20 protein-coding genes are annotated in these 18,620 nt (G+C 40.3%); 6 read left to right on the forward strand and 14 right to left on the reverse strand.

Annotated elements, in window-relative coordinates; all coding sequences use genetic code 11:
• Positions 1 to 9: 9 nt before the first annotated feature.
• The 6 genes from E2R53_RS06495 to E2R53_RS06520 form a co-directional block, all read right to left on the reverse strand.
• Positions 10 to 780: an SDR family NAD(P)-dependent oxidoreductase gene (locus tag E2R53_RS06495; RefSeq protein WP_133310922.1), complete on the reverse strand. Its 771-nt coding sequence runs from the start codon at positions 778 to 780 to the stop codon at positions 10 to 12.
• Positions 781 to 815: 35 nt separating this feature from the next.
• A complete protein-coding gene (locus E2R53_RS06500; RefSeq protein WP_133310923.1) occupies positions 816 to 2,150 on the reverse strand; it encodes a TRAP transporter large permease in 1,335 nt (444 codons plus the stop codon).
• Entirely contained in the window at positions 2,147 to 2,638 is a 492-nt protein-coding gene (locus E2R53_RS06505; RefSeq protein WP_133310924.1) for a TRAP transporter small permease, read from the reverse strand. Before E2R53_RS06505 ends, E2R53_RS06500 begins: the two co-directional genes overlap by 4 nt.
• A gap of 17 nt (positions 2,639 to 2,655) precedes the next feature.
• The gene (locus E2R53_RS06510; RefSeq protein WP_133310925.1) at positions 2,656 to 3,657 is read right to left on the reverse strand and encodes a DctP family TRAP transporter solute-binding subunit; all 1,002 of its coding nucleotides are present in this window, start codon (positions 3,655 to 3,657) and stop codon (positions 2,656 to 2,658) included.
• A complete protein-coding gene (locus E2R53_RS06515) occupies positions 3,657 to 4,502 on the reverse strand; it encodes an IclR family transcriptional regulator (RefSeq protein ID WP_286166095.1) in 846 nt (281 codons plus the stop codon). The genes E2R53_RS06510 and E2R53_RS06515 overlap by 1 nt, the downstream gene beginning before the upstream one ends.
• A 248-nt stretch (positions 4,503 to 4,750) precedes the next feature.
• The gene (locus tag E2R53_RS06520; RefSeq protein WP_133310927.1) at positions 4,751 to 5,569 is read right to left on the reverse strand and encodes a glycerophosphodiester phosphodiesterase; all 819 of its coding nucleotides are present in this window, start codon (positions 5,567 to 5,569) and stop codon (positions 4,751 to 4,753) included.
• A gap of 211 nt (positions 5,570 to 5,780) precedes the next feature.
• Between E2R53_RS06520 and E2R53_RS06525 the strand changes: the two genes are divergently transcribed.
• Entirely contained in the window at positions 5,781 to 6,791 is a 1,011-nt protein-coding gene (locus E2R53_RS06525; protein WP_133310928.1) for a hypothetical protein, read from the forward strand.
• A gap of 47 nt (positions 6,792 to 6,838) precedes the next feature.
• Here E2R53_RS06525 and E2R53_RS06530 read toward each other — a convergent pair whose 3' ends face one another.
• Entirely contained in the window at positions 6,839 to 8,260 is a 1,422-nt protein-coding gene (locus E2R53_RS06530; RefSeq protein ID WP_133310929.1) for an alanine/glycine:cation symporter family protein, read from the reverse strand.
• 173 nt (positions 8,261 to 8,433) lie between these two features.
• Between E2R53_RS06530 and E2R53_RS06535 the strand changes: the two genes are divergently transcribed.
• A complete protein-coding gene (locus E2R53_RS06535; RefSeq protein ID WP_133310930.1) occupies positions 8,434 to 8,742 on the forward strand; it encodes a hypothetical protein in 309 nt (102 codons plus the stop codon).
• Positions 8,743 to 8,941: 199 nt separating this feature from the next.
• Here E2R53_RS06535 and parC read toward each other — a convergent pair whose 3' ends face one another.
• Positions 8,942 to 11,362, reverse strand: coding sequence for a DNA topoisomerase IV subunit A (parC, locus tag E2R53_RS06540; protein ID WP_133310931.1), 2,421 nt, complete (start codon positions 11,360 to 11,362; stop codon positions 8,942 to 8,944).
• A 4-nt stretch (positions 11,363 to 11,366) separates the two neighbouring features.
• Positions 11,367 to 13,331 carry a DNA topoisomerase IV subunit B gene (gene parE / locus E2R53_RS06545; RefSeq protein ID WP_133310932.1) on the reverse strand — a complete coding sequence of 655 codons (1,965 nt, stop codon included), beginning with the start codon at positions 13,329 to 13,331 and terminating at the stop codon, positions 11,367 to 11,369.
• 333 nt (positions 13,332 to 13,664) lie between these two features.
• On the opposite strand from parE, the gene E2R53_RS06550 reads away from it, so the two are divergent.
• Positions 13,665 to 14,261 (forward strand): PadR family transcriptional regulator, encoded by a 597-nt coding sequence (locus tag E2R53_RS06550; RefSeq protein WP_133310933.1) that lies wholly within the window; start codon positions 13,665 to 13,667, stop codon positions 14,259 to 14,261.
• Positions 14,262 to 14,504: 243 nt separating this feature from the next.
• Here E2R53_RS06550 and E2R53_RS06555 read toward each other — a convergent pair whose 3' ends face one another.
• Positions 14,505 to 14,918: a CoA-binding protein gene (locus E2R53_RS06555; RefSeq protein WP_133310934.1), complete on the reverse strand. Its 414-nt coding sequence runs from the start codon at positions 14,916 to 14,918 to the stop codon at positions 14,505 to 14,507.
• A 115-nt stretch (positions 14,919 to 15,033) separates the two neighbouring features.
• On the opposite strand from E2R53_RS06555, the gene plsY reads away from it, so the two are divergent.
• The 3 genes from plsY to E2R53_RS06570 all read left to right on the forward strand — a co-directional run bounded on the left by plsY (position 15,034) and on the right by E2R53_RS06570 (position 17,222).
• A complete protein-coding gene (gene plsY / locus E2R53_RS06560; protein ID WP_133310935.1) occupies positions 15,034 to 15,618 on the forward strand; it encodes a glycerol-3-phosphate 1-O-acyltransferase PlsY in 585 nt (194 codons plus the stop codon).
• Between the two features lie 109 nt (positions 15,619 to 15,727).
• Positions 15,728 to 16,849, forward strand: a complete 1,122-nt coding sequence (locus tag E2R53_RS06565; protein WP_133310936.1) for a CapA family protein — start codon at positions 15,728 to 15,730, stop codon at positions 16,847 to 16,849.
• Positions 16,850 to 16,919: 70 nt separating this feature from the next.
• A complete protein-coding gene (locus E2R53_RS06570) occupies positions 16,920 to 17,222 on the forward strand; it encodes a HesB/YadR/YfhF family protein (RefSeq protein WP_133310937.1) in 303 nt (100 codons plus the stop codon).
• Positions 17,223 to 17,234: 12 nt separating this feature from the next.
• Here the strand turns inward: E2R53_RS06570 and E2R53_RS06575 are convergent, their stop codons facing one another.
• From E2R53_RS06575 to E2R53_RS06590, 4 genes are all read right to left on the reverse strand, one after another.
• Positions 17,235 to 17,537, reverse strand: coding sequence for a hypothetical protein (locus tag E2R53_RS06575; RefSeq protein ID WP_133310938.1), 303 nt, complete (start codon positions 17,535 to 17,537; stop codon positions 17,235 to 17,237).
• An 8-nt stretch (positions 17,538 to 17,545) separates the two neighbouring features.
• A complete protein-coding gene (locus tag E2R53_RS06580) occupies positions 17,546 to 17,962 on the reverse strand; it encodes an acyl-CoA thioesterase (protein WP_133310939.1) in 417 nt (138 codons plus the stop codon).
• A 125-nt stretch (positions 17,963 to 18,087) separates the two neighbouring features.
• A complete protein-coding gene (tlp, locus tag E2R53_RS06585; RefSeq protein WP_133310940.1) occupies positions 18,088 to 18,318 on the reverse strand; it encodes a small acid-soluble spore protein Tlp in 231 nt (76 codons plus the stop codon).
• Positions 18,319 to 18,411: 93 nt separating this feature from the next.
• Complete coding sequence (locus E2R53_RS06590) at positions 18,412 to 18,555, reverse strand: acid-soluble spore protein N (protein ID WP_070877360.1); 144 nt, start codon at positions 18,553 to 18,555, stop codon at positions 18,412 to 18,414.
• Positions 18,556 to 18,620: the final 65 nt, after the last annotated feature.

The following is an 18,620-nucleotide window of genomic DNA, read 5'->3' on the forward strand; positions in this document are numbered from 1 at the left end:
ATCTCTTTCCTAAGCAAAGACAGCGCCTCCGCATACTCTGAGGACTTGTCCTGTAGTGTAGCTTGCTTCAGGAAGGCTGAAGTAGCAGACAGCTTCAGCAATATCTTCAGGAAGCCCCATCCTTTTCACAACCTGGTTGTCTAGATTATATGCAATTCCTTTTGTGATGGCTGATTCCACTGCTCCGGGTGCAACACTATTGCATGTAATTCCAGTAGAGCCAAGCTCCTTTGCAGCCCATTTCGTAAGGGCAATGACTCCGCCTTTGCTTGCTGCATAGGCTGGACCTGATCTTCCTTTTAAACTATCAGGATCAAAGCTTGAAACATGCCCGCCATTCATCCCTGAAATCGAACTTATATTTATGATTCTTCCATAATTGCGTGAAATCATATGAGGGTAAACGACTTTTTGCATAAAGAAAAACGTTGCTTTTAGATTTGTATTTAAATCCTGATCCCACATGTCTTCTGTCATTTCTTCCAAGTCGAACCTGCTGCATGTACCTGCATTATTTACTAAAATATCTATACGGCTAAATTCTTGAACAGTCTCGTCTACTAGAGTTTGAATGGCCGCAATATCCCGGATATCCGCTTGATGAGATCTTACTTGTGTGTCCGGATATTGATTCGTGACTTTATCAATCACTTCGCTTGCTTCAAGCACATCTACAATCACTATATGAGCTCCTTCTCCTGCAAGACGATAGGCTATTCCCGCTCCTATTCCTCTTGAACCTCCTGTTACAATGGCTACTTGACCTTTCAGCTTTTCCATAAGATAACCTCCTATTTAGTCATAAAGATGATTTTTTAAACTCCAAATAAATCAGGTAAAAATGTTGATAAAGCAGGGATATACGTAATTAACAACAGCACGATGATTGCTGCAATTAAAAATGGCAAAATAGCTTTTGAAATACGATGAAGCTTTACATTGCCTATACCGCAGGCAACATACAGGTTTATTCCTACAGGTGGTGTAAATAATCCTATTGCGAGATTAACAGTCATAAAGATGCCGAAAACAGTGGGATCAATATTGAAATGAATGATGACTGGTATCAAGATAGGAACGAAGATGTAAAATGCTGAAATAGCATCTATAAAGGCGCCGGCAATAAGCAAAATAAGATTTAAAATCAATAAAATGACAATAGGATTTGAACTGATGGATAAAAGGGAATTAGCCATATTCTCAGCTATTTGTTCTGTTGTAATGATGTAGGCAAACAATGAGGCAGAACTTACGATTAACATGATGACTGCTGTCTGAGCGGCTGATTCATAGAGGATGCGGTAAATATTTGATAATTTTAAATCTCTGTAAATAAAGATTCCTACGAAAAATCCGTAAAATACTGCTATTACGGCTGCTTCAGTCGGAGTGAAAATCCCGCCGTAAATTCCCCCAAGAATAATAACCGGCATCAGGAGACCCCAAATCGCATCCTTAAAGACCTGAAATGTTTCTCCAGGTGTTGCTTTTTCTCTAACCTCAAGGGCTGCAGCAACTTCATTTACTTCGATATTTTGCTTCAATAATTCACGTTTTTTCACATAGATTGCGGCAGCTATAAAACCTGCTCCTAATAAAAGACCAGGTATGACACCTGCAATAAATAATCTTCCGATTGATACATTTAATTGATCACCTGCTACGACAGCAAAAACAATCATTGCTATACTTGGCGGAATGACAATGCCGATCGCGCCTGAACTTGCTAATAGAGCACTGGCAGATTCTTTCTTCATGCCGTTCTTCACTAAAGCTGGAATCAGAATACCTCCAATTGCTGCGACTGTAGCGGGCCCTGAGCCGGAAATAGCGGCAAAAAAGATAGCTGTAATGACAGTAACCAGAATAATGCCGCTTTTATAATGCCCTACACATACATTTGCAAAATGAATTAACCGCCTGGAAATTCCTGCATACTCCATAATGACACCTGCAAGAATGAAAAATGGGATTGCGAGCAGAGTAAACTTGGCTATACTGGGGTACAAAACATCAGGAAGCAAGGTCAAGCTTGAAGGACCCCAATTGAATAAGAGAACTGAAATAGATGATGCCGCAAGTGCAATTGCGATAGGAATTCTAATCAGGACCAATAATGCGAAGAGACCGAATAACAAAAGAGCATTCATGCTTTCATCTCTCTTTCTGATTGTTTAGTTACAGTTGCCCATTCAATAGCGCCTGCCTCAATTGCCCGATAGAGACAGAACAGACAGCCTATTGGAAAAACAATTGAAAACATCCATTGTTTGATTCCAAGAGAAGGAGTGATTAAGTTTCTTTCCATTTGAAAAAGGACCATTTCATACCCATAGTAAGCAAACAGGATGAAAACAACTGAAATAAGAGCGGTTCCAAAAATGATCAGTATTTTTTGCCCGAGTACGTTAGATTTCTCAAACAGCAAGGAAAAGCCAAGATGAGCATTCTTTCTAAGTCCTGCGGCAGCACCCATAAAAGTGAGTAAGACAAAGAGGTTTATTGTGATCTCTTCTGTAAAGGATAGAGAGTAATGAAAAAAGTACCTGGTTATTACATTAGCAAACGTAATGACAGACATCGCCAGCATAGTTGCGGCAAGAAAAAAATTTTCAATGCAGCTGATCACTTTTGACATAACCAATCATCTCCTTTTTATTTTTTAAAAGCATCAAGCAGTTCTTTTCCCCAAACATCTTCATACGCGTCATAAATGTTTTCAGATGCTTTTCGGAAGGCTTCAAGTTCTTCCTCTGAAGGATACTCAAATTCCATTCCGGCTGCTTTTAATGCCTCAATTTGCTCTTTCTCTTTTTCTCTTGCAAGTTCAATTTGAAATTTATTTGCATGTTTCGCTGCTTCTTTTATAATTTTTTGGTCATCTGAGTGCATGCTGTCAAATTTTTCTTTGTTCATTCCGAAAATGAGAGGATCATAAGAATAGTTCCACATTGTAATATATTGTTGAACCTCTTCTAACTTTGATGAACTAATGACATCAATTGGATTTTCCTGACCATCAATTGTGCCTTGCTGCAAGGCTGAAAATACTTCTGAAAAAGCCATTGTTGTAGGATCTGCTCCTAAGCCTCTCCAAAGATCCGAATACATCTTAATTCCGGGAATTCGTATTTTCATATTTTCTATGTCATCTGGAGTTTGAATCGGTTTGACACCATTTGTTACCTGGCGAAAGCCATTTTGCCCAAAACCTAAAGGCTCAATCCCGTTTTCAACAAGAATCTCATTTAACGCCCTCCCTCCTTCCCCATTCATTTTTTCATCCACTTCATGTAAATCTTTAAAAAGAAAAGGCGCACTAACTACGCCTAACCGCTTTTCAAAGACGGAATATATAATCGGTGAGTGATAACTGAAATCTGTTGAGCCTTTTAAAAGCATCTCTACCCCTTTTGCTGAATCACCTGCAGATAGCTGTTCATTAGCGTATACTTTTGTTTTAATGCGGCCGTCTGTCTTATCTTCCACTTCTTCAGCAAATTTTTCAGCCGCCAGGTACCATGTGGATGAATCATTAACAGTTACTGACATTTTTAAATTATAGCTTTTCTTCTCATTAGAGGTGATTACACTGCTGCATCCAGCTGCAGTCAAAAGAAAGATAGCGCTTACAAAAATAAACAGAATCTTTTTCATCAGATTAGAATTCCTCCTTTGCTCACATAACCCAATCTCTTTGAAATCTCTTGAGTGGCGCACAATGCAGGTTCGATAATATCCTCAATCTGTTCATCTGTAAAACGAAAAGCCAGACCGGCAATGCACAGTGCTCCAGCCAGTTCTTTTCTTCCGTTAAAGATCGGAAAGGAAATTCCTTTTAAACCCTTCTCCCATTCTTCTTGATCCGTGGCATATCCCCTTTCATAAATCTTTTTTAATTCAGGAAGCAAGGATTCTTTCTCAGTTATCGTGTTTTCAGTAAAAGACTTTAACGGATTTTTTGATAAATACCGCTCGAGAAGCTGCGGAGATAAATGGGCCAGGTATAATTTCCCTGAAGCTACACAATGGAGAGGCGCTTGTTTTCCTACGTCAAGGACGATTCGGGCTGCCAGATTTGTTTCAACCTTTTCTACATAAAGCACCTGATCTCCAAGATACTGAGCCAATAGAACGCTTTCCTGAACCTTGTAGGCGATGCTTTCTAAGAATGGTCTTGCAGTTTCAACAATATCAAGTTGATCTTGTGCCTGAAATGCCAATTGAAACCATTTCTGAGATAAGATAAATTTTTCCTGGTTGTTTTTTGTGATATATCCAAGCTGCTCAAGCGAAGATAAAAATCGGTGCACAGTTGCTTTATTGCTGTCTAGCTTCTCTACTAATTCAATAAATGTCATCGGCTTCTGTGCAATCACTTCTAAAATTCCGAAGGATTTTTCTACTGTTTTAATTACCTCGCTGAAGATAAAAACCCCCTTTTCAGTTTCACTATGTAAAACTTTAGTTCCAATATTAGGACAGGCTCTATATATTGTCAATATTATGAATATTTAAACTGGAACTTCTAATGCTCTTGTAATGTCTCATTTTATTCTTGCAAAATAAGAAAATGTTTAGAGTTTTCATTCTGTTGACGATAAAGAATTACCACTAATAATATTTCGCTGATTGTGTCTGAGCGGTGGTTTTATAAATGATTATTTAGAACATGGTTTAATTAAATTAAATTTGGTTTTTCTATTTCAAAAAAAGATCGATCCTCATTAAAAAGGATCGATCTTTTTTCTTATTTCGGATCCACATAATCCGGATAATCCGTAATAATGCCATCCACTTGCATCTCTAAAAGAAAGTCTGCCGTTTCTTGGCTGCGGACTGTCCATGACTGAATTTTCATTCCTTCTGCATGTACTTGATTGACTAACTCTTTTGTGACGATTGTATAGCTTGGGTTGAAATAGTCTGCGTAAGTACTGAATTCTTTTAATGCTTGCTGTGTTGTATGTAATCGGGATGATGTCAGGACTCCGATTGGTACTTTTGGAAGCAGGTCATTCATTTTCTTCATAGATTCAAAATTAAACGATTGGATAATTATTTTTTCATTTTGAAGCTTATCTAAGTTTCTCTCTTTCAGTTCTAGAGCAACGCTCTCTTCAATTCCCGGATAGAGCTCTGGTGCTTTAAGCTCGATCAATATTCCTGTTTTTCCGTGATATCGATCAAGGATTTCATCAAATGACGGGATCTTTTCACCTGCAAATTCTGTGCCTTTAAAGCTTCCGGCATCAAGATTTCTTAATTCATTGTACGTTAAACTTTGAACGGGGCCGCTGCCATTTGTGGTACGGTCTACAGTCGTATCATGTATCACAACTAATTCACCGTCTTTGCTTCTTTGAACATCAATCTCAATGTAATCAGCTTTCATTTCTACCGCTTTGTCAAAGGCTGCAATCGTGTTCTCAGGTGCATATCCTGAAGCTCCCCGATGCGCTACATTATCAATCTTTATTTCCGCTGCTTCGGCAAGAGATGGCTGTGTGATCGGACTAATTAACAATGCGAGCGCTATACCCGCTCCCGCTGCCCACTTTTTATTCATTTCATCGTCTCCCATTCTTTATTTTTCCAACACCTTTAGTTTAATAGATCATTGTATATGGAATGTGAAGAGGATATATCAGGAGAGTATCATTCCTGTGAATAAGTTTAGGAGAATTAGCATGCCTTCCTTTACAAACATTTATTGGAAAGATCATGCAGCCAAACTGCACCTTCATGCGTGATACAATAGGTTTTGAGGAAGTGAATAGGTGATGAAAATGGTTCTAATTCTTCTTCTCTCTTTTCCGTTTCTGCTGAGTCTGGACCCTTTGGTCTATGATTCAGACTATCAGGCAAGCTATCAATCTCCTGAAGGAATTATGTTTCTAAGCTATACAGAAGCGTGGGATGACAAGAAGCTCAAGGAGTTATACAAAGAGCTGATTCAAAATAAGCACGGTGATGAGCTCGCCTTGCTTCAAGAGGTGCGGATCAGAGGCGGTTCATTAGGAAAATCTTCAACTAAAGGAAGCTTTCATGCATTAACAGACAGCATTACATTGTATCAAGGTGATAAATATAGCGAAGTATCTTCATTCACGGATACCCTTTCTCATGAGTATGGTCATCATTTTGCTTATCACTACGTGTTTTCTCACCATCTGCCTTTTTCTGAGTGGAGTAAAATCAGAGGCATTTCGGATTCTCCTGTTCGCTGGGATGCATTCTGGCATTATACAGAAGGTGATCACAAATGGTACCCTCAAGAGATAATTGCTGATGATTATGTCCTCTTATATGGATCTACTGAAAAAACGGATGTACAAGAGGTCAAGGAAAGCAATGAACCTTTTTATTTAAGAACACAGCATGAAAATGAACGCATTCCAAATGTGCTTAATAATAAAAAGATGTTTCACTACCTGGAAGAAGCAAGCGGTTTGAAAATCGATGATTCCCGCTACATCAAGACTCCTGAACTGCTTCATATCAGGGATCAGGAACTGCGGTTTCGGATAGCCGAAAAAGATCAAATAGCTTATAAACTCAATCTTGTTTTTTATGAAAATGGCGTCAGTAAGGAATCGAAAGAGATTTTAAAAATTTCTTCCAATAAGACAGAGGAATTAGCAGTACCGTTAGAGGATGATTTAAGAGGGTCAGCATATACAGATGTTTCTCTCTCGATTGATGTCCTTGATTTAAATACTTCCAGAGGCTTTGAAACTGAAACATATCGTCTGACTGTTGACCGTAACTTGATGCTTTCAAAAAGATAGACTTATTAAAAAATAAACACCGATTTTTATAATCGGTGTTTTAAAAATTATTTAGATTCTTCGATCTCATTGTCTCCCCAGCATTCCGTGTTTTTAAGCCCTTTAATGGAGCTTGCTCTGAATACAGGGTTCTTTCCTTCTTTACGCTGGCGTCCATAATCTTTCAAAACAGCAAATGCAAGCTTTGATAAGAGCATAATCGCTATCAGATTCGTAACAGCCATCAGACCCATGAATAGATCGGCCATGTCCCATATCAGCTGGAAACCTGACACAGAGCCGAATATCACCATGCCGATAACGGCTAAACGGTAGATGAAAAGCACTGATTTATTGCCGTTTAAAAATTCAATATTCGTTTCCCCGTAGTAGTAATTCCCGATAACCGAACTAAAGGCGAACAGGAGGATTGCAACGGCAAGGAATGTTCCTGCCCAATCTCCGATATGCGATTGCAATGCTGCCTGGGTTATCTGAATACCGTCTAATGCGGAGTCGGGAGTCGTATCAAACAATAGAATAAGGAATGCAGTAGTACTGCAGATAATGATGGTGTCAAAGAAAACTCCAAGTGTCTGGATAAAGCCCTGTTTTGCCGGATGAGTTACGCTTGCCGTTGCAGCTGCATTCGGCGCACTTCCCATACCTGCTTCATTTGAAAACAAGCCTCGTTTAATTCCGTTTTCAATAGCTGCTCCAATTCCACCGCCGACTGCCTGCTCAAAACCAAATGCATTTGAGAAGATTACGGCGATTACAGTTGGAACCTCAGTGATATTTGAGATCACAACAACAAGTGCGACACCTATGTAGATTAAAGCCATGACAGGAACAATTATTTGAGCAGCTGCAGCGATGCGCTTAAGCCCGCCGAAAATGATGATTCCTGTAAAGACAGCCAGGATGATGCCCATAACAGTTTTGTCCACGTTAAACGCGCTGTCAAATGCAAGAGCGATCGTATTAGCCTGAACCGCATTAAAAATTAATCCGAAACATAAAGTAATTAATATTGCAAACAGAACGCCCATCCATTTTGCATTAAGAGCTCTTTCCATATAGTAGGCTGGTCCGCCGCGGAACTGATCTCCGTCTTTTACTTTGTATACTTGTGCAAGAGTGCTTTCTACAAAGCTAGTTGCCATTCCTATTAAAGCAATAAGCCACATCCAGAAAACGGCTCCAGGTCCGCCGACTGCAATCGCAATCGCAACACCGGCAAGGTTTCCTGTGCCGACACGCGAAGCTGCGCTGATAAAGAATGCCTGGAGGGACGAAATGCCTCTTTTTCCTTCCTTTGAGGTCATTCCAGGTTCTTTTAAAAGCCTGAACATCTCTCCAAAATATCGAAACTGCACAAACTTTGAACGAACAGTGAAATATAATCCAATTCCTACAAGCATATAAATCAATAAGTAAGACCATAAGATTGTATTTCCGCCCGAAATGATTGCATTAATCAAATCCATATAAAACCTCCTGAAAATAATGAATATTTCGTTTTCATGTCAGTTCATCTAACATGACAAAGATATAGTATATCACTTTTTGTCGATTTGCATAGAAAAAACAATGAAATTTCCTCTATGCTTATTTAAAAATGTGCGTTATGATAGTTCTATTATAAAAAAGGAGGAGTGTTATGAGACAGTATCTCTTTCTTTTTCTCATTGCCCTGCTCCTGTCAGGTACGGTTCCGCATGTGCATCATCATCACAATGCTGCTCCTGCTTTTGATCTTGAGGAGCATGTAAAACCATACTCTGCTGATGAAAAAGAGGATCTGAAGTTCCCTTTTTTCATAGAACATAATCTGGCAGAACCTGAATCTTCACTTTTAGCTGCTGTCTTTTCCATCGCCTTGCTTTCGGGCTGGCATTTCAGGAAGAAATTTTTACTGGCTGTTTTTTACCAATCATCTTATTTCGGAAAAACATCGCTTCCATCCTAAAGACTATATGTAAAGGAGGGCGACGCGATGTTTTGGCTGAGACTTATTATGGTGACAGGTTTTTCATTAACAGCTGTCAGTCTATTTTTGTATCAGGGAATTGAGATTATGCATGCATTCAGTGATTACTTTACAAAAAACAAATAAAGAAAACGAAAAGACATCCTCTATTTTCTGAGGATGTCTTTTTTATCATTCATTATTTAGTTAAGCGCCATACTTCTTTTACAGATCCCGAATCTCCTTCATCTATGAAAAATGAACCGTTGCTGTAACGATCATTTGCTCTTAAGGTTTGAGGTGCAATTTTTTCAATCTGGCCTTTTTCTGTTTTGATCATAATCGTGTCTTCCGGCTGAATGATCTGCATGCCGACTAACCGGTGAGGATTATTTTTAAGCTCGCGCAGCATAATCAGTCCCCGTTTTGCACGAGAGGTTCGTTCAAATTCCTTGAGTGACATTCTTTTTGCTGCCCCTCTTTGTGTAACAATGACAACTTGAGGAATTTCTCCCGCTCTGAACGCCGAGCCTCCGACTACGGAATCTCCCTCTTTTAAGTTGATGCCTTTCACACCCGCTGCTCTTGCTCCTACGATGTTCACTTCTTCCTCTGAGAACCATAAGCCGTATCCGAACTGACTAGCAATAAAGAGATCATCTTTTCCAGAGGTAACATGCACATCAATCAGGACATCATCATTTTTCAAGTTTAATGCCATTAATGCTTTAGAATATCGCTGTGCTTTGTAAAGCTTTAACTCCGTTTTTTTGACCATGCCGTTTTTAGTGACAAACAGCAAGTATTGTTCAGTGGTAAAGTCTTTAACCGGAATGGCTTTTATCAGCTGTTCATCCCGCTCTAGATTCACGATATTGGCGATATGCTGGCCAAGGTCCTTCCAGCGGATATCAGGCAATTCATGGACAGGGCAATAGATGTAATTTCCTTTATTCGTAAAGAGAAGAACGACTTCTGTTGTGTTGACGTCATACTTGGCAAGCAAACGGTCTGTTTCCTTCATTCCAAAGTCCTGTCCGTTTGAAGCTGCATAGGATCGTCCGCTTGTACGTTTAATGTAGCCGTCTTTCGTCACCGTAACAATGACATCCTCTGAAGCAATCATCACTTCAAGATTGATTTTAATCTCCTGGATTTCATTTTCAATCACAGATCTTCTTTCATCAGCATACGTTTTTTTGATTTTTTTCAAATCCGTTTTGATGACTTGGTACAGTTTTTTTTCATTGTTCAAGATTTCGAGAAGGGCTGTGATTTTTTCATCAAGCTCTTTTGCTTCATTTTGAAGGGCTGTAATATCCGTATTAGTTAATCTGTAAAGCTGCAAGGATACAATGGCTTCTGCCTGAAGCTCTGTAAACTGAAATTTAGAAATTAAGTTATCTTTAGCATCGCGCTTGTCTTTTGAAGCACGGATTGTCGCAATTACTTCATCAAGAATGGATAATGCCTTAATAAGCCCTTCTACAATATGCTGTCTTTCCCGCGCTTTTTGCAAGTCATAGTTGGAACGGTTTGTGATGACTTCTTTTTGGTGAGCAATATATGCATCTAAGATTGTCGGAAGAGTCATTAATGTCGGCCTTCTGTTATGAATGGCGACCATATTGAAATTGTAAGGCACCTGCAAATCACTGTTTTTATATAGATAGTTCAGAATGCCTTGTGCATCTGCTTCTTTCTTCAGTTCAACCACGATCCGCATGCCGGTACGGTCTGTTTCGTCACGGACTTCTGCTATCCCGTCAAGCTTCCGTTCAATTCTGAACTCATCCATCCGTTTCACAAGATTCGCTTTGTTCACTTCAAAAGGGATTTCTGTGATGACGATTTGCTGCTTGCCGCCTCTTATGCTTTCTATTTCTGCTTTTCCTCTAATGATGATCTTGCCTTTTCCTGTCTCATAGGCTTTCTTTATGCCTTCGATTCCCTGAATGATTCCTCCAGTCGGAAAATCAGGTCCTTTAATCACCGTCATCAGTTCATCGACCGAACAGTTCGGTTGATCGATCCGTTTCATGACAGCGTCTATGACTTCACCAAGGTGATGAGGGGGAATATCAGTCGCATATCCTGCTGAAATCCCTGTTGAGCCATTTACGAGCAAATTCGGATACATCGCAGGCAGGACGAGAGGCTCCTGGCTTGTATCATCAAAGTTTGGCACAAATTCGACCGTTCGTTTATCTATATCCCTCAGAAGTTCGGATGCAATCGGAGAAAGTCTTGCTTCTGTGTAACGCATCGCAGCTGGAGGATCTCCGTCATTGCTTCCGTTGTTTCCGTGCATTTCAATCAGCAGATTGCGGACCTTCCAATCCTGGCTCATCCTCACCATGGCGTCATAAACGGATGTATCACCATGAGGATGGTAGTTGCCGATTACGTTGCCGACTGTTTTTGCTGATTTTCGGAAGTTTTTGTCATTAGTATTTCCATCCACATGCATTGCATAAAGGATTCTGCGCTGTACAGGCTTTAGCCCGTCGCGTGCATCAGGCAATGCTCTGTCTTGAATGATGTATTTACTGTAACGCCCAAAACGGTCACCTATCACATCTTCAAGAGGGAGATCGCGAAATTTTTCTGGCTGTGTCATTTAGTTATTCCTCCTCTGCGACGGATAAGTTCTCGTTTTCTAAGATGTTGGTTTCTTCATCTAATCCAAATGCAACATTGCTTTCGATCCATTTCCGTCTTGGCTCAACCTTGTCACCCATTAATGTTGTGACACGTCTCTCAGCCCGTGCGGCATCATCAATCCGGACACGGATCAATGTTCTCGTCTCGGGATCCATCGTCGTTTCCCACAGCTGGTCTGCGTTCATTTCTCCAAGACCTTTGTAGCGCTGTATCATATAGCCTTTTCCTATTTTTTTCAAAACAACCTGCAGTTCTTCATCAGACCAGGCATATTCCACAACCGCTTTCTTTCCTGCACCTTTGCTGACTTTGTATAAAGGAGGCAGGGCGATGAAAACTTTGCCTGCTTCGATGAGCGGCTTCATATAGCGGTAAAAGAAGGTCAAAATCAGCACTTGAATATGTGCTCCGTCTGTATCAGCATCTGTCATAATAATGACTTTATCGTAATTGCAGTCTTCCACATTGAAATCGGCTCCAACTCCTGCTCCAATGGCATGAATGATTGTATTAATCTCTTCATTTTTGAAGATGTCGGCAAGTTTGGCTTTTTCTGTGTTAATAACTTTACCACGTAAGGGAAGAACGGCCTGAAAGCGTCTGTCCCGGCCCTGTTTTGCTGAACCGCCGGCAGAATCACCCTCAACCAGATATATTTCATTTCGTTGAGGGTTTCTGGATTGCGCGGGGGTAAGTTTTCCGCTGAGCGTTGCCTCTGAACGTTTTCTTTTCTTTCCGCTTCTTGCTTCCTCACGGGCTTTTCGTGCTGCTTCCCTTGCTTGAAAAGCTTTAATCGCTTTTCTGACGAGAAGCGTGCTTGTTTCCGGATTTTCCTCCAAAAAGTAGGCAAGGTTTTCCGATACGACAGAATCAACAGCCGATCTTGCCTCACTTGTGCCAAGCTTTCCTTTGGTCTGACCTTCAAATTGGAGAAGCTCTTCCGGGATCCGAACAGAAATGATGGCTGAAAGCCCTTCGCGTATATCCGATCCATCAAGGTTTTTATCTTTTTCTTTTAAAATGCCGACTTTTCTGGCGTATTCATTAAATGCACGGGTCATCGCTGTTTTGGAACCCGCTTCATGTGTTCCGCCGTCTTTTGTCCGCACATTATTTACGAATGAGAGGATGTTTTCTGAATAACCGTCATTAAATTGAAACGCAAATTCAACTTCAATGCTGTTTTGTATCCCTTCAAAGGAAACAACATTGTGCAGGGAATCTTTCTCTTCATTCAAGTATGCGACAAAGGCTTCAATCCCTGTTTCATAGTGATAAACGTCTTTTGTTTGATTCCGTTCATCAATCAGCTCAATTTTCAGGCCTTTTAAAAGGAATGCTGATTCCCGTAAGCGCTCGCTTAATGTCTCAGCGTTATAGGTTGTTGTGCTGAATATAGATGGATCAGGTTTAAAATGAATGATTGTGCCTGTCTTTCCTGATTTCCCCAGTTTCTCAAGTGTTGTTGCAGGTTTACCGCCATTTTCAAATCGCTGTTCATAGACAAATCCATCACGGTGGATTGTAACGATAACCCATTCAGACAGTGCGTTAACAACAGAGGCGCCAACCCCATGCAGACCGCCGCTCGTTTTATAGCCGCCTTGTCCAAATTTCCCTCCGGCGTGCAGGACAGTCATAATGACTTCCGCTGTCGGTTTTCCGAGCTTGTGCATTCCTGTGGGCATTCCGCGCCCTTTGTCCTGAACAGACACACTGTTATCTTTATGTATTTTAACGATTATATGATCTCCAAATCCGCCAAGTGCTTCATCAACGGAATTATCAACGATTTCATAGACGAGGTGATGCAAGCCTCTCGCATCAGTGCTGCCGATATACATACCCGGTCTTTTCCGCACTGCTTCTAATCCTTCTAATACTTGAATCGCATCATCATTGTAATCAAATTGCTGCTTACCCAAACGATTTAAGCTCCTTTCAAAAAAAACAAATGTCACGTCAGAGATTATTGCACATTAAGAACGTATGTTTCTATATCATATCTTACCATCAGGCAACGTGACAAGCCCTGCACCTTTACTCTCTATTAAGTTTACCATTGTTTAGAAAAAGTGACCTATAAAAAATTAATATCCAAGCTATATTTTATCTGCTGCTAAGGATTTCGCAAACTAAATCTTAGCAGATGCGAGCTGAAATTGAAAATATATTGGGAAAATGTTGAAAATACAGCGGTTTAGATATATCATAATGATATATCGATATGATACATTAATCCATAAGGAGGCATCTCGTTGTCGATTGAACACTCAATTTTAGCAGTGATCAGTTTTACTCCCGCTACAGGATACGATATTAAAAGTGAATTTGAGACCAAAGCTTCAAGCCTTTTTTGGGGAATGAGCTATGGGAGCATCTATCCAAAGCTTAAAAACCTGGAGGAGAATGGCTACATTTATTCTGTATTAAAAGAACAGGGCGGCCGGCAGAAAAAGCAATATGAACTGACGAAAAAAGGCTGGATTGAACTTGAAAACTGGCTGTCTGAAGCCCCGTCCTATCCTTCTGTGAAAGATGAATTATTTATGAAATTGGCCGCCTGGCATACAGAAATGGATGAAAATATTTTACTATCACATCTGGAGAAAAGAAAAGCTGAAAGTACGGAGCTTCTTCAATACGTCCGTCATTGGCAGCAAAACGGCACTTCATTTATTTCAAGTATCGGAATGATCGGCATCCGCTATGCAGAAATGAAATTGGAAACTGAAATCCGCTGGATAAATGAATCTGTCGAACAATTAAAAATGAGTGGTCTACCGCCGTCACAAGACCCCCGCAGCATGGAAAAAAAGCTTCTTGACAGGCGCAACAGCAAGTTGAATTCTTGAATTTACAAGAGGTTATGCTGTGAAGGCAGGTCTATTTTAACCATAAAAGAACCCCGCTTACCGCTGATTATTTGGTGCACAGTTTTTTTCCGATTTTGGCAATTGGCTCGATTTTATAACCCTTCAGGTAATCATCGCCTATCACTGGCAGCATGGTCCGGTTGCGATTGCTGCATTTTACTAACCATCATCTTTCCTCAAGAATCAGAACATAGGAAAATCACAGGGTTATCCCCCTGTGATTCATTTTGTTAAAGCGTGTTCTACTTTAATGCAGCGGTCCATGATAACCGTATAGCCTTTATTTTTTAACAAATGATAAGCATCCTCATTTACCAGACCTAATTGAGCCCAGAAAACATCTGCATCAATTTCTAAAAACTCCTCTGCAACAGGAAGCAAATGCTCTGACCTGCGAAAAACATTCACAATGTCAATATGGCCGTCTATCTCTTTTAATGAACCAACTGCCTTAACACCCAAAGCTTCCTTAATCGTTGGATTCACTGGAATGATTTCATACCCTGCATCCTGCATTGCCTGACTGACCATGTAAGAAGTGCGCTCAGGCTGATCTGACAGCCCAACGACAGCAATTCGTTTGCTCTTTTTTAATATTTTTCCAATTTCTTCTCTCGACGGGATGGATATACTCATAGTAAAAACTCCTTTTGCATGATTTTTTTTCGTTTCTTTTTTATGACGTAGTCTTAAGTGTTAGTTACATGATAAAATGGTTTTATTCAATTATAGATTAAGGAGAGCGGATCCATTGATTATTGCAGCCATTATTATTTTAGCTTATTTACTCGGTTCCATTCCTTCTGGCCTTATTGTCGGGAAAGTGGGGTACGGAATTGATATCCGTGAACATGGAAGCGGAAATCTGGGAGGAACGAATACATTCCGTACTCTTGGTGTAAAAGCAGGACTGCTTGTGACCATTGCGGATATCTTAAAAGGAACACTTGCAGCATCTCTCCCATCCTTTTTCGGCCTGGAAAACGTGCATCCGCTGCTGATCGGAATCTTCGCTGTCATCGGCCATACGTACCCGCTGTTCGCCAATTTCAAAGGCGGCAAGGCAGTTGCTACTTCAGGCGGAATTCTCTTGTTCTCGGCACCGCTTATGTTCGTGACGATGCTAGCTGTCTTTTTCCTCTTCTTATACTTAACAAAGTATGTTTCGCTGTCATCCATGCTTACTGGAATCTATGCAATTATTTTCAGCATTTTCATCGGTGATCCGGTATTGATTGCAGTCGTCAGCATACTGGCCCTTTTTGTTATATACCGTCATCGCGCCAATATTAAACGTATAAGAGAGAAAACAGAACCTAAAGTAAAATGGATTTAAAGCTGCCCCCGGGCAGCTTTTTCAAATTTTGTACAGCATAAATAGGATTTCCTTTTTTTATCCTATCGTTTATGATAAGGAAAAAAGAAACATTATAGGAGAAAACAACATGATGAAGAAATGGATCCTCTCTGCAGTCGTTCTGCTGGCCTTAATCGGAACGGCATTCTTTCTTTTGACTGAACCAAAGGAAGATAAGCAATACCCTGTGAAAGCGCATTCCGGAATGAATGTGAATCAGCCGCCCAAATCCTTCAAATCAACCGTTACACTCTCGGCAATCGGAGATATATTAATTCACGGGCGCGTATACAATGATGCTAAAACAGGCAGCACTTATGATTTCAAACCAATGTTAAAAGAGGTAAAACCGTTGATCGGCAAGAGTGACATCACATTCGCCAATCAGGAAACAATGATTGGCGGAACCGAAATTGGTTTATCGACTTATCCATCATTTAACAGCCCATTTGAGGTAGTTGATGCTTTTCAGGATGCAGGAGTTGATATAGCCGGGATTGCCAACAATCACACGCTTGACCGCGGCGAGAAGGCCATTTTGAATGCGACAGACCGCTATGATGAAATCGGGATGCCTTATGTTGGAGGGTACCGCAACATTCAAGATGCAGATACACCACGGGTCATCAATAAAAATGGCGTGAAATTAGGGTTTTTGGCTTATACATACGGCACTAACGGGATTCCGGTTCCAGATGGAAAACCTCATCTCGTAAACTTAATTGACAAGCCAAAAATGATGAAAGATATTGAAGAAATGAAAAAGCTTTCAGATGCCGTTATTGTAAGCATGCACTGGGGAGTGGAATATATTCGGCTTCCTAATGAGGAGCAGCAGGAGCTTGCACAGTTTCTGGCCGATCAGGGCGTTCATTTAGTGATCGGGCATCATCCCCATGTCCTTCAGCCGATGGAGTGGGTAAAAGGAAAAGATGGAAATAAAACATTTGTCGTATATTCTCTAGGAAACTTCCTGTCAGGTCAAGTTGGTGAATACAAAGAAATCGGCGGAATTTTCTCAATCAATCTGACGAAAGCACTTACTAATGGAACGAAAACAGTGGAGCTGACAGACCCAGGCTTTGTTCCGACGATTGTCGTCAGTCAAAATAATCGCGCTTATCGTGTAAAAGAGCTGAAAAATGTGAATCAGACGCAAAATAAAGAGATTCAAGAACACATGTTTCAGCATTTAAATGAAGAAAAATAAAAGGAATTTGCCTCATTTTGTTTTTGAATTGTGTTTTCGTGGTATCGTATGAGAGAAGGAGTGATACTCATTGAATATACATATTAGTGACAAAGCTGCAGAGTGGTATCAGAAGGAAATGAATGTTGCAAGCGGAGATTCGTTTCGATTTTTTGTACGTTACGGAGGAAGCAGCACCATCCAAAAGGGTTTTTCTTTAGGTGTAGTGAAAGATCAGCCGAAGGAAGCCGGCGCAAAAACAGAAAAAAACGGGATCATCTTTTTTATTGAAGAAAGTGACATATGGTATTTCGATCAGAACGACTTGGTCATTGACTTTGACGAAAAAAAAGGAGAACCTATTTTTGATTATAAAAAAACCGCGGATAACTAATCTGCGGTTTTTTTAACGTAAACGGAAACGATTGATATGTTCAACAAGGTTATGTGCTTCTAAGACTCGAATCTGGACATCTCCCATAAGGTCAAAATGCGGAAAATCCTTGTCATGATGAATCCACTCTTTTCTTAATCCAAATGTTTCTCCCCATTTGATGAGTTTTGGCAAATCAGAGCAGCCTGCTTTTGTAACTGCGTGAGAGGCAGGAAATCTTGGATCTGTCCAAAAATGGGTCAAAAATGCAAGCTCTCCTTTTGCTACCTGCCCTTTCCAATCAGAAAGTTCCTTGCGTTTAATTCCAAATGCCACAGAAATCCCTACTTTTTCGCTTTTTCATATGCCGCGTGCCATTCCGGATATTTTTTGCGGATTTGAATCGGTTTGAAATTTTCTTTTTTGACACACACATGGTTTGAAACGGCCTGAAGAGCCAGTTCTCCCTCAGGTGTGTACATTTCGTAGCCGTATGCCACTTTAAAGCCGTTATATTCTTCTATCCAAGTATGTACTTTAACTGTCTCGCCGTATTTCATCGGTTTTTTATACTGAACCTGCAGATCAATAACTGGTGAAATAATTCCTTCTTTCTCCATGTCTGCATATGAAAAGCCGAGATCAGAAATCAGCTGCGTTCTGCCCACTTCCATCCATACTAAATAATTCGCATGATAAACGACACCCATCTGATCGGTTTCTGCATACCTTACTTCTATCTCTTTTTTTGAAACATGCATATGTGTTCCCTCTCCTTATGAAGCACCAAAATTTAGGTCAATGAATAAATATTATCATACCATACGCTCTCTTTTTCATACAAAAAATAAAGGATGTCCCTGTTATGGACATCCCTTGTTTTGAGTTACTTATAGCCATTCTCGCGTGCAGATGCTTCATCCCTGATTTCAGAACGGAAGCCTTCAAGACTTTCTTCACGGCGGTGGTTTTTAGCTTCAATGCGTGCTCTTTCTTCTCCGCTTGAAAACTCTGCCGTCTCTTGTGCCTTTTCAATATTTTCGATTGTGTTTTCGACCATATCCTGCAGCTTTTCAACATTATCTGAACGATCGTCTGGATTTGCTTTATAACCCATGTAAACACATCCTTTTTTTAATTTGATTAAAATAAGACGAAATGCAAACAGCCGGTAAGTTTACATAATAATTTTATGGAAACATTTTTTTGCTTACTCACCTTTTGTTTGCATTACCTGTGCATGTTCATGCGATTTATTTTGCATTTTTTTCCCTTTATTCCCGCCAAAACCTCTTGATTTTGTTCCAATGTGGTTTGGAGTGAAATGGCTTTGTTTATCATTTGAGTTTGTCATGATCTTTCGCCTCCTCACTATTATCTTCACCAGTTGAGCGGCAAACATGTCAGCCAAGTGTTGGG

The sequence above is a fragment of the Peribacillus frigoritolerans genome, from assembly GCF_004358755.1.
In the GTDB taxonomy this organism is placed as follows: Bacteria; Bacillota; Bacilli; order Bacillales; family Bacillaceae; genus Bacillus_P.

What these genes read in the sequence shown, in the direction of transcription:
- E2R53_RS06495 (WP_133310922.1), bottom strand. Translation starts at nt 780, where the DNA reads ATGGAAAAGCTGAAAGGTCAAGTAGCCATTGTAACAGGAGGTTCAAGA.
- E2R53_RS06500 (WP_133310923.1), bottom strand. Translation starts at nt 2,150, where the DNA reads ATGAATGCTCTTTTGTTATTCGGTCTCTTCGCATTATTGGTCCTGATT.
- E2R53_RS06505 (WP_133310924.1), bottom strand. Translation starts at nt 2,638, where the DNA reads ATGTCAAAAGTGATCAGCTGCATTGAAAATTTTTTTCTTGCCGCAACT.
- E2R53_RS06510 (WP_133310925.1), bottom strand. Translation starts at nt 3,657, where the DNA reads ATGAAAAAGATTCTGTTTATTTTTGTAAGCGCTATCTTTCTTTTGACT.
- E2R53_RS06520 (WP_133310927.1), bottom strand. Translation starts at nt 5,569, where the DNA reads ATGAATAAAAAGTGGGCAGCGGGAGCGGGTATAGCGCTCGCATTGTTA.
- E2R53_RS06530 (WP_133310929.1), bottom strand. Translation starts at nt 8,260, where the DNA reads ATGGATTTGATTAATGCAATCATTTCGGGCGGAAATACAATCTTATGG.
- E2R53_RS06535 (WP_133310930.1), top strand. Translation starts at nt 8,434, where the DNA reads ATGAGACAGTATCTCTTTCTTTTTCTCATTGCCCTGCTCCTGTCAGGT.
- parC (WP_133310931.1), bottom strand. Translation starts at nt 11,362, where the DNA reads ATGACACAGCCAGAAAAATTTCGCGATCTCCCTCTTGAAGATGTGATA.
- E2R53_RS06555 (WP_133310934.1), bottom strand. Translation starts at nt 14,918, where the DNA reads ATGAGTATATCCATCCCGTCGAGAGAAGAAATTGGAAAAATATTAAAA.
- E2R53_RS06565 (WP_133310936.1), top strand. Translation starts at nt 15,728, where the DNA reads ATGATGAAGAAATGGATCCTCTCTGCAGTCGTTCTGCTGGCCTTAATC.
- E2R53_RS06580 (WP_133310939.1), bottom strand. Translation starts at nt 17,962, where the DNA reads ATGCATGTTTCAAAAAAAGAGATAGAAGTAAGGTATGCAGAAACCGAT.
- tlp (WP_133310940.1), bottom strand. Translation starts at nt 18,318, where the DNA reads ATGGGTTATAAAGCAAATCCAGACGATCGTTCAGATAATGTTGAAAAG.
- E2R53_RS06590 (WP_070877360.1), bottom strand. Translation starts at nt 18,555, where the DNA reads ATGACAAACTCAAATGATAAACAAAGCCATTTCACTCCAAACCACATT.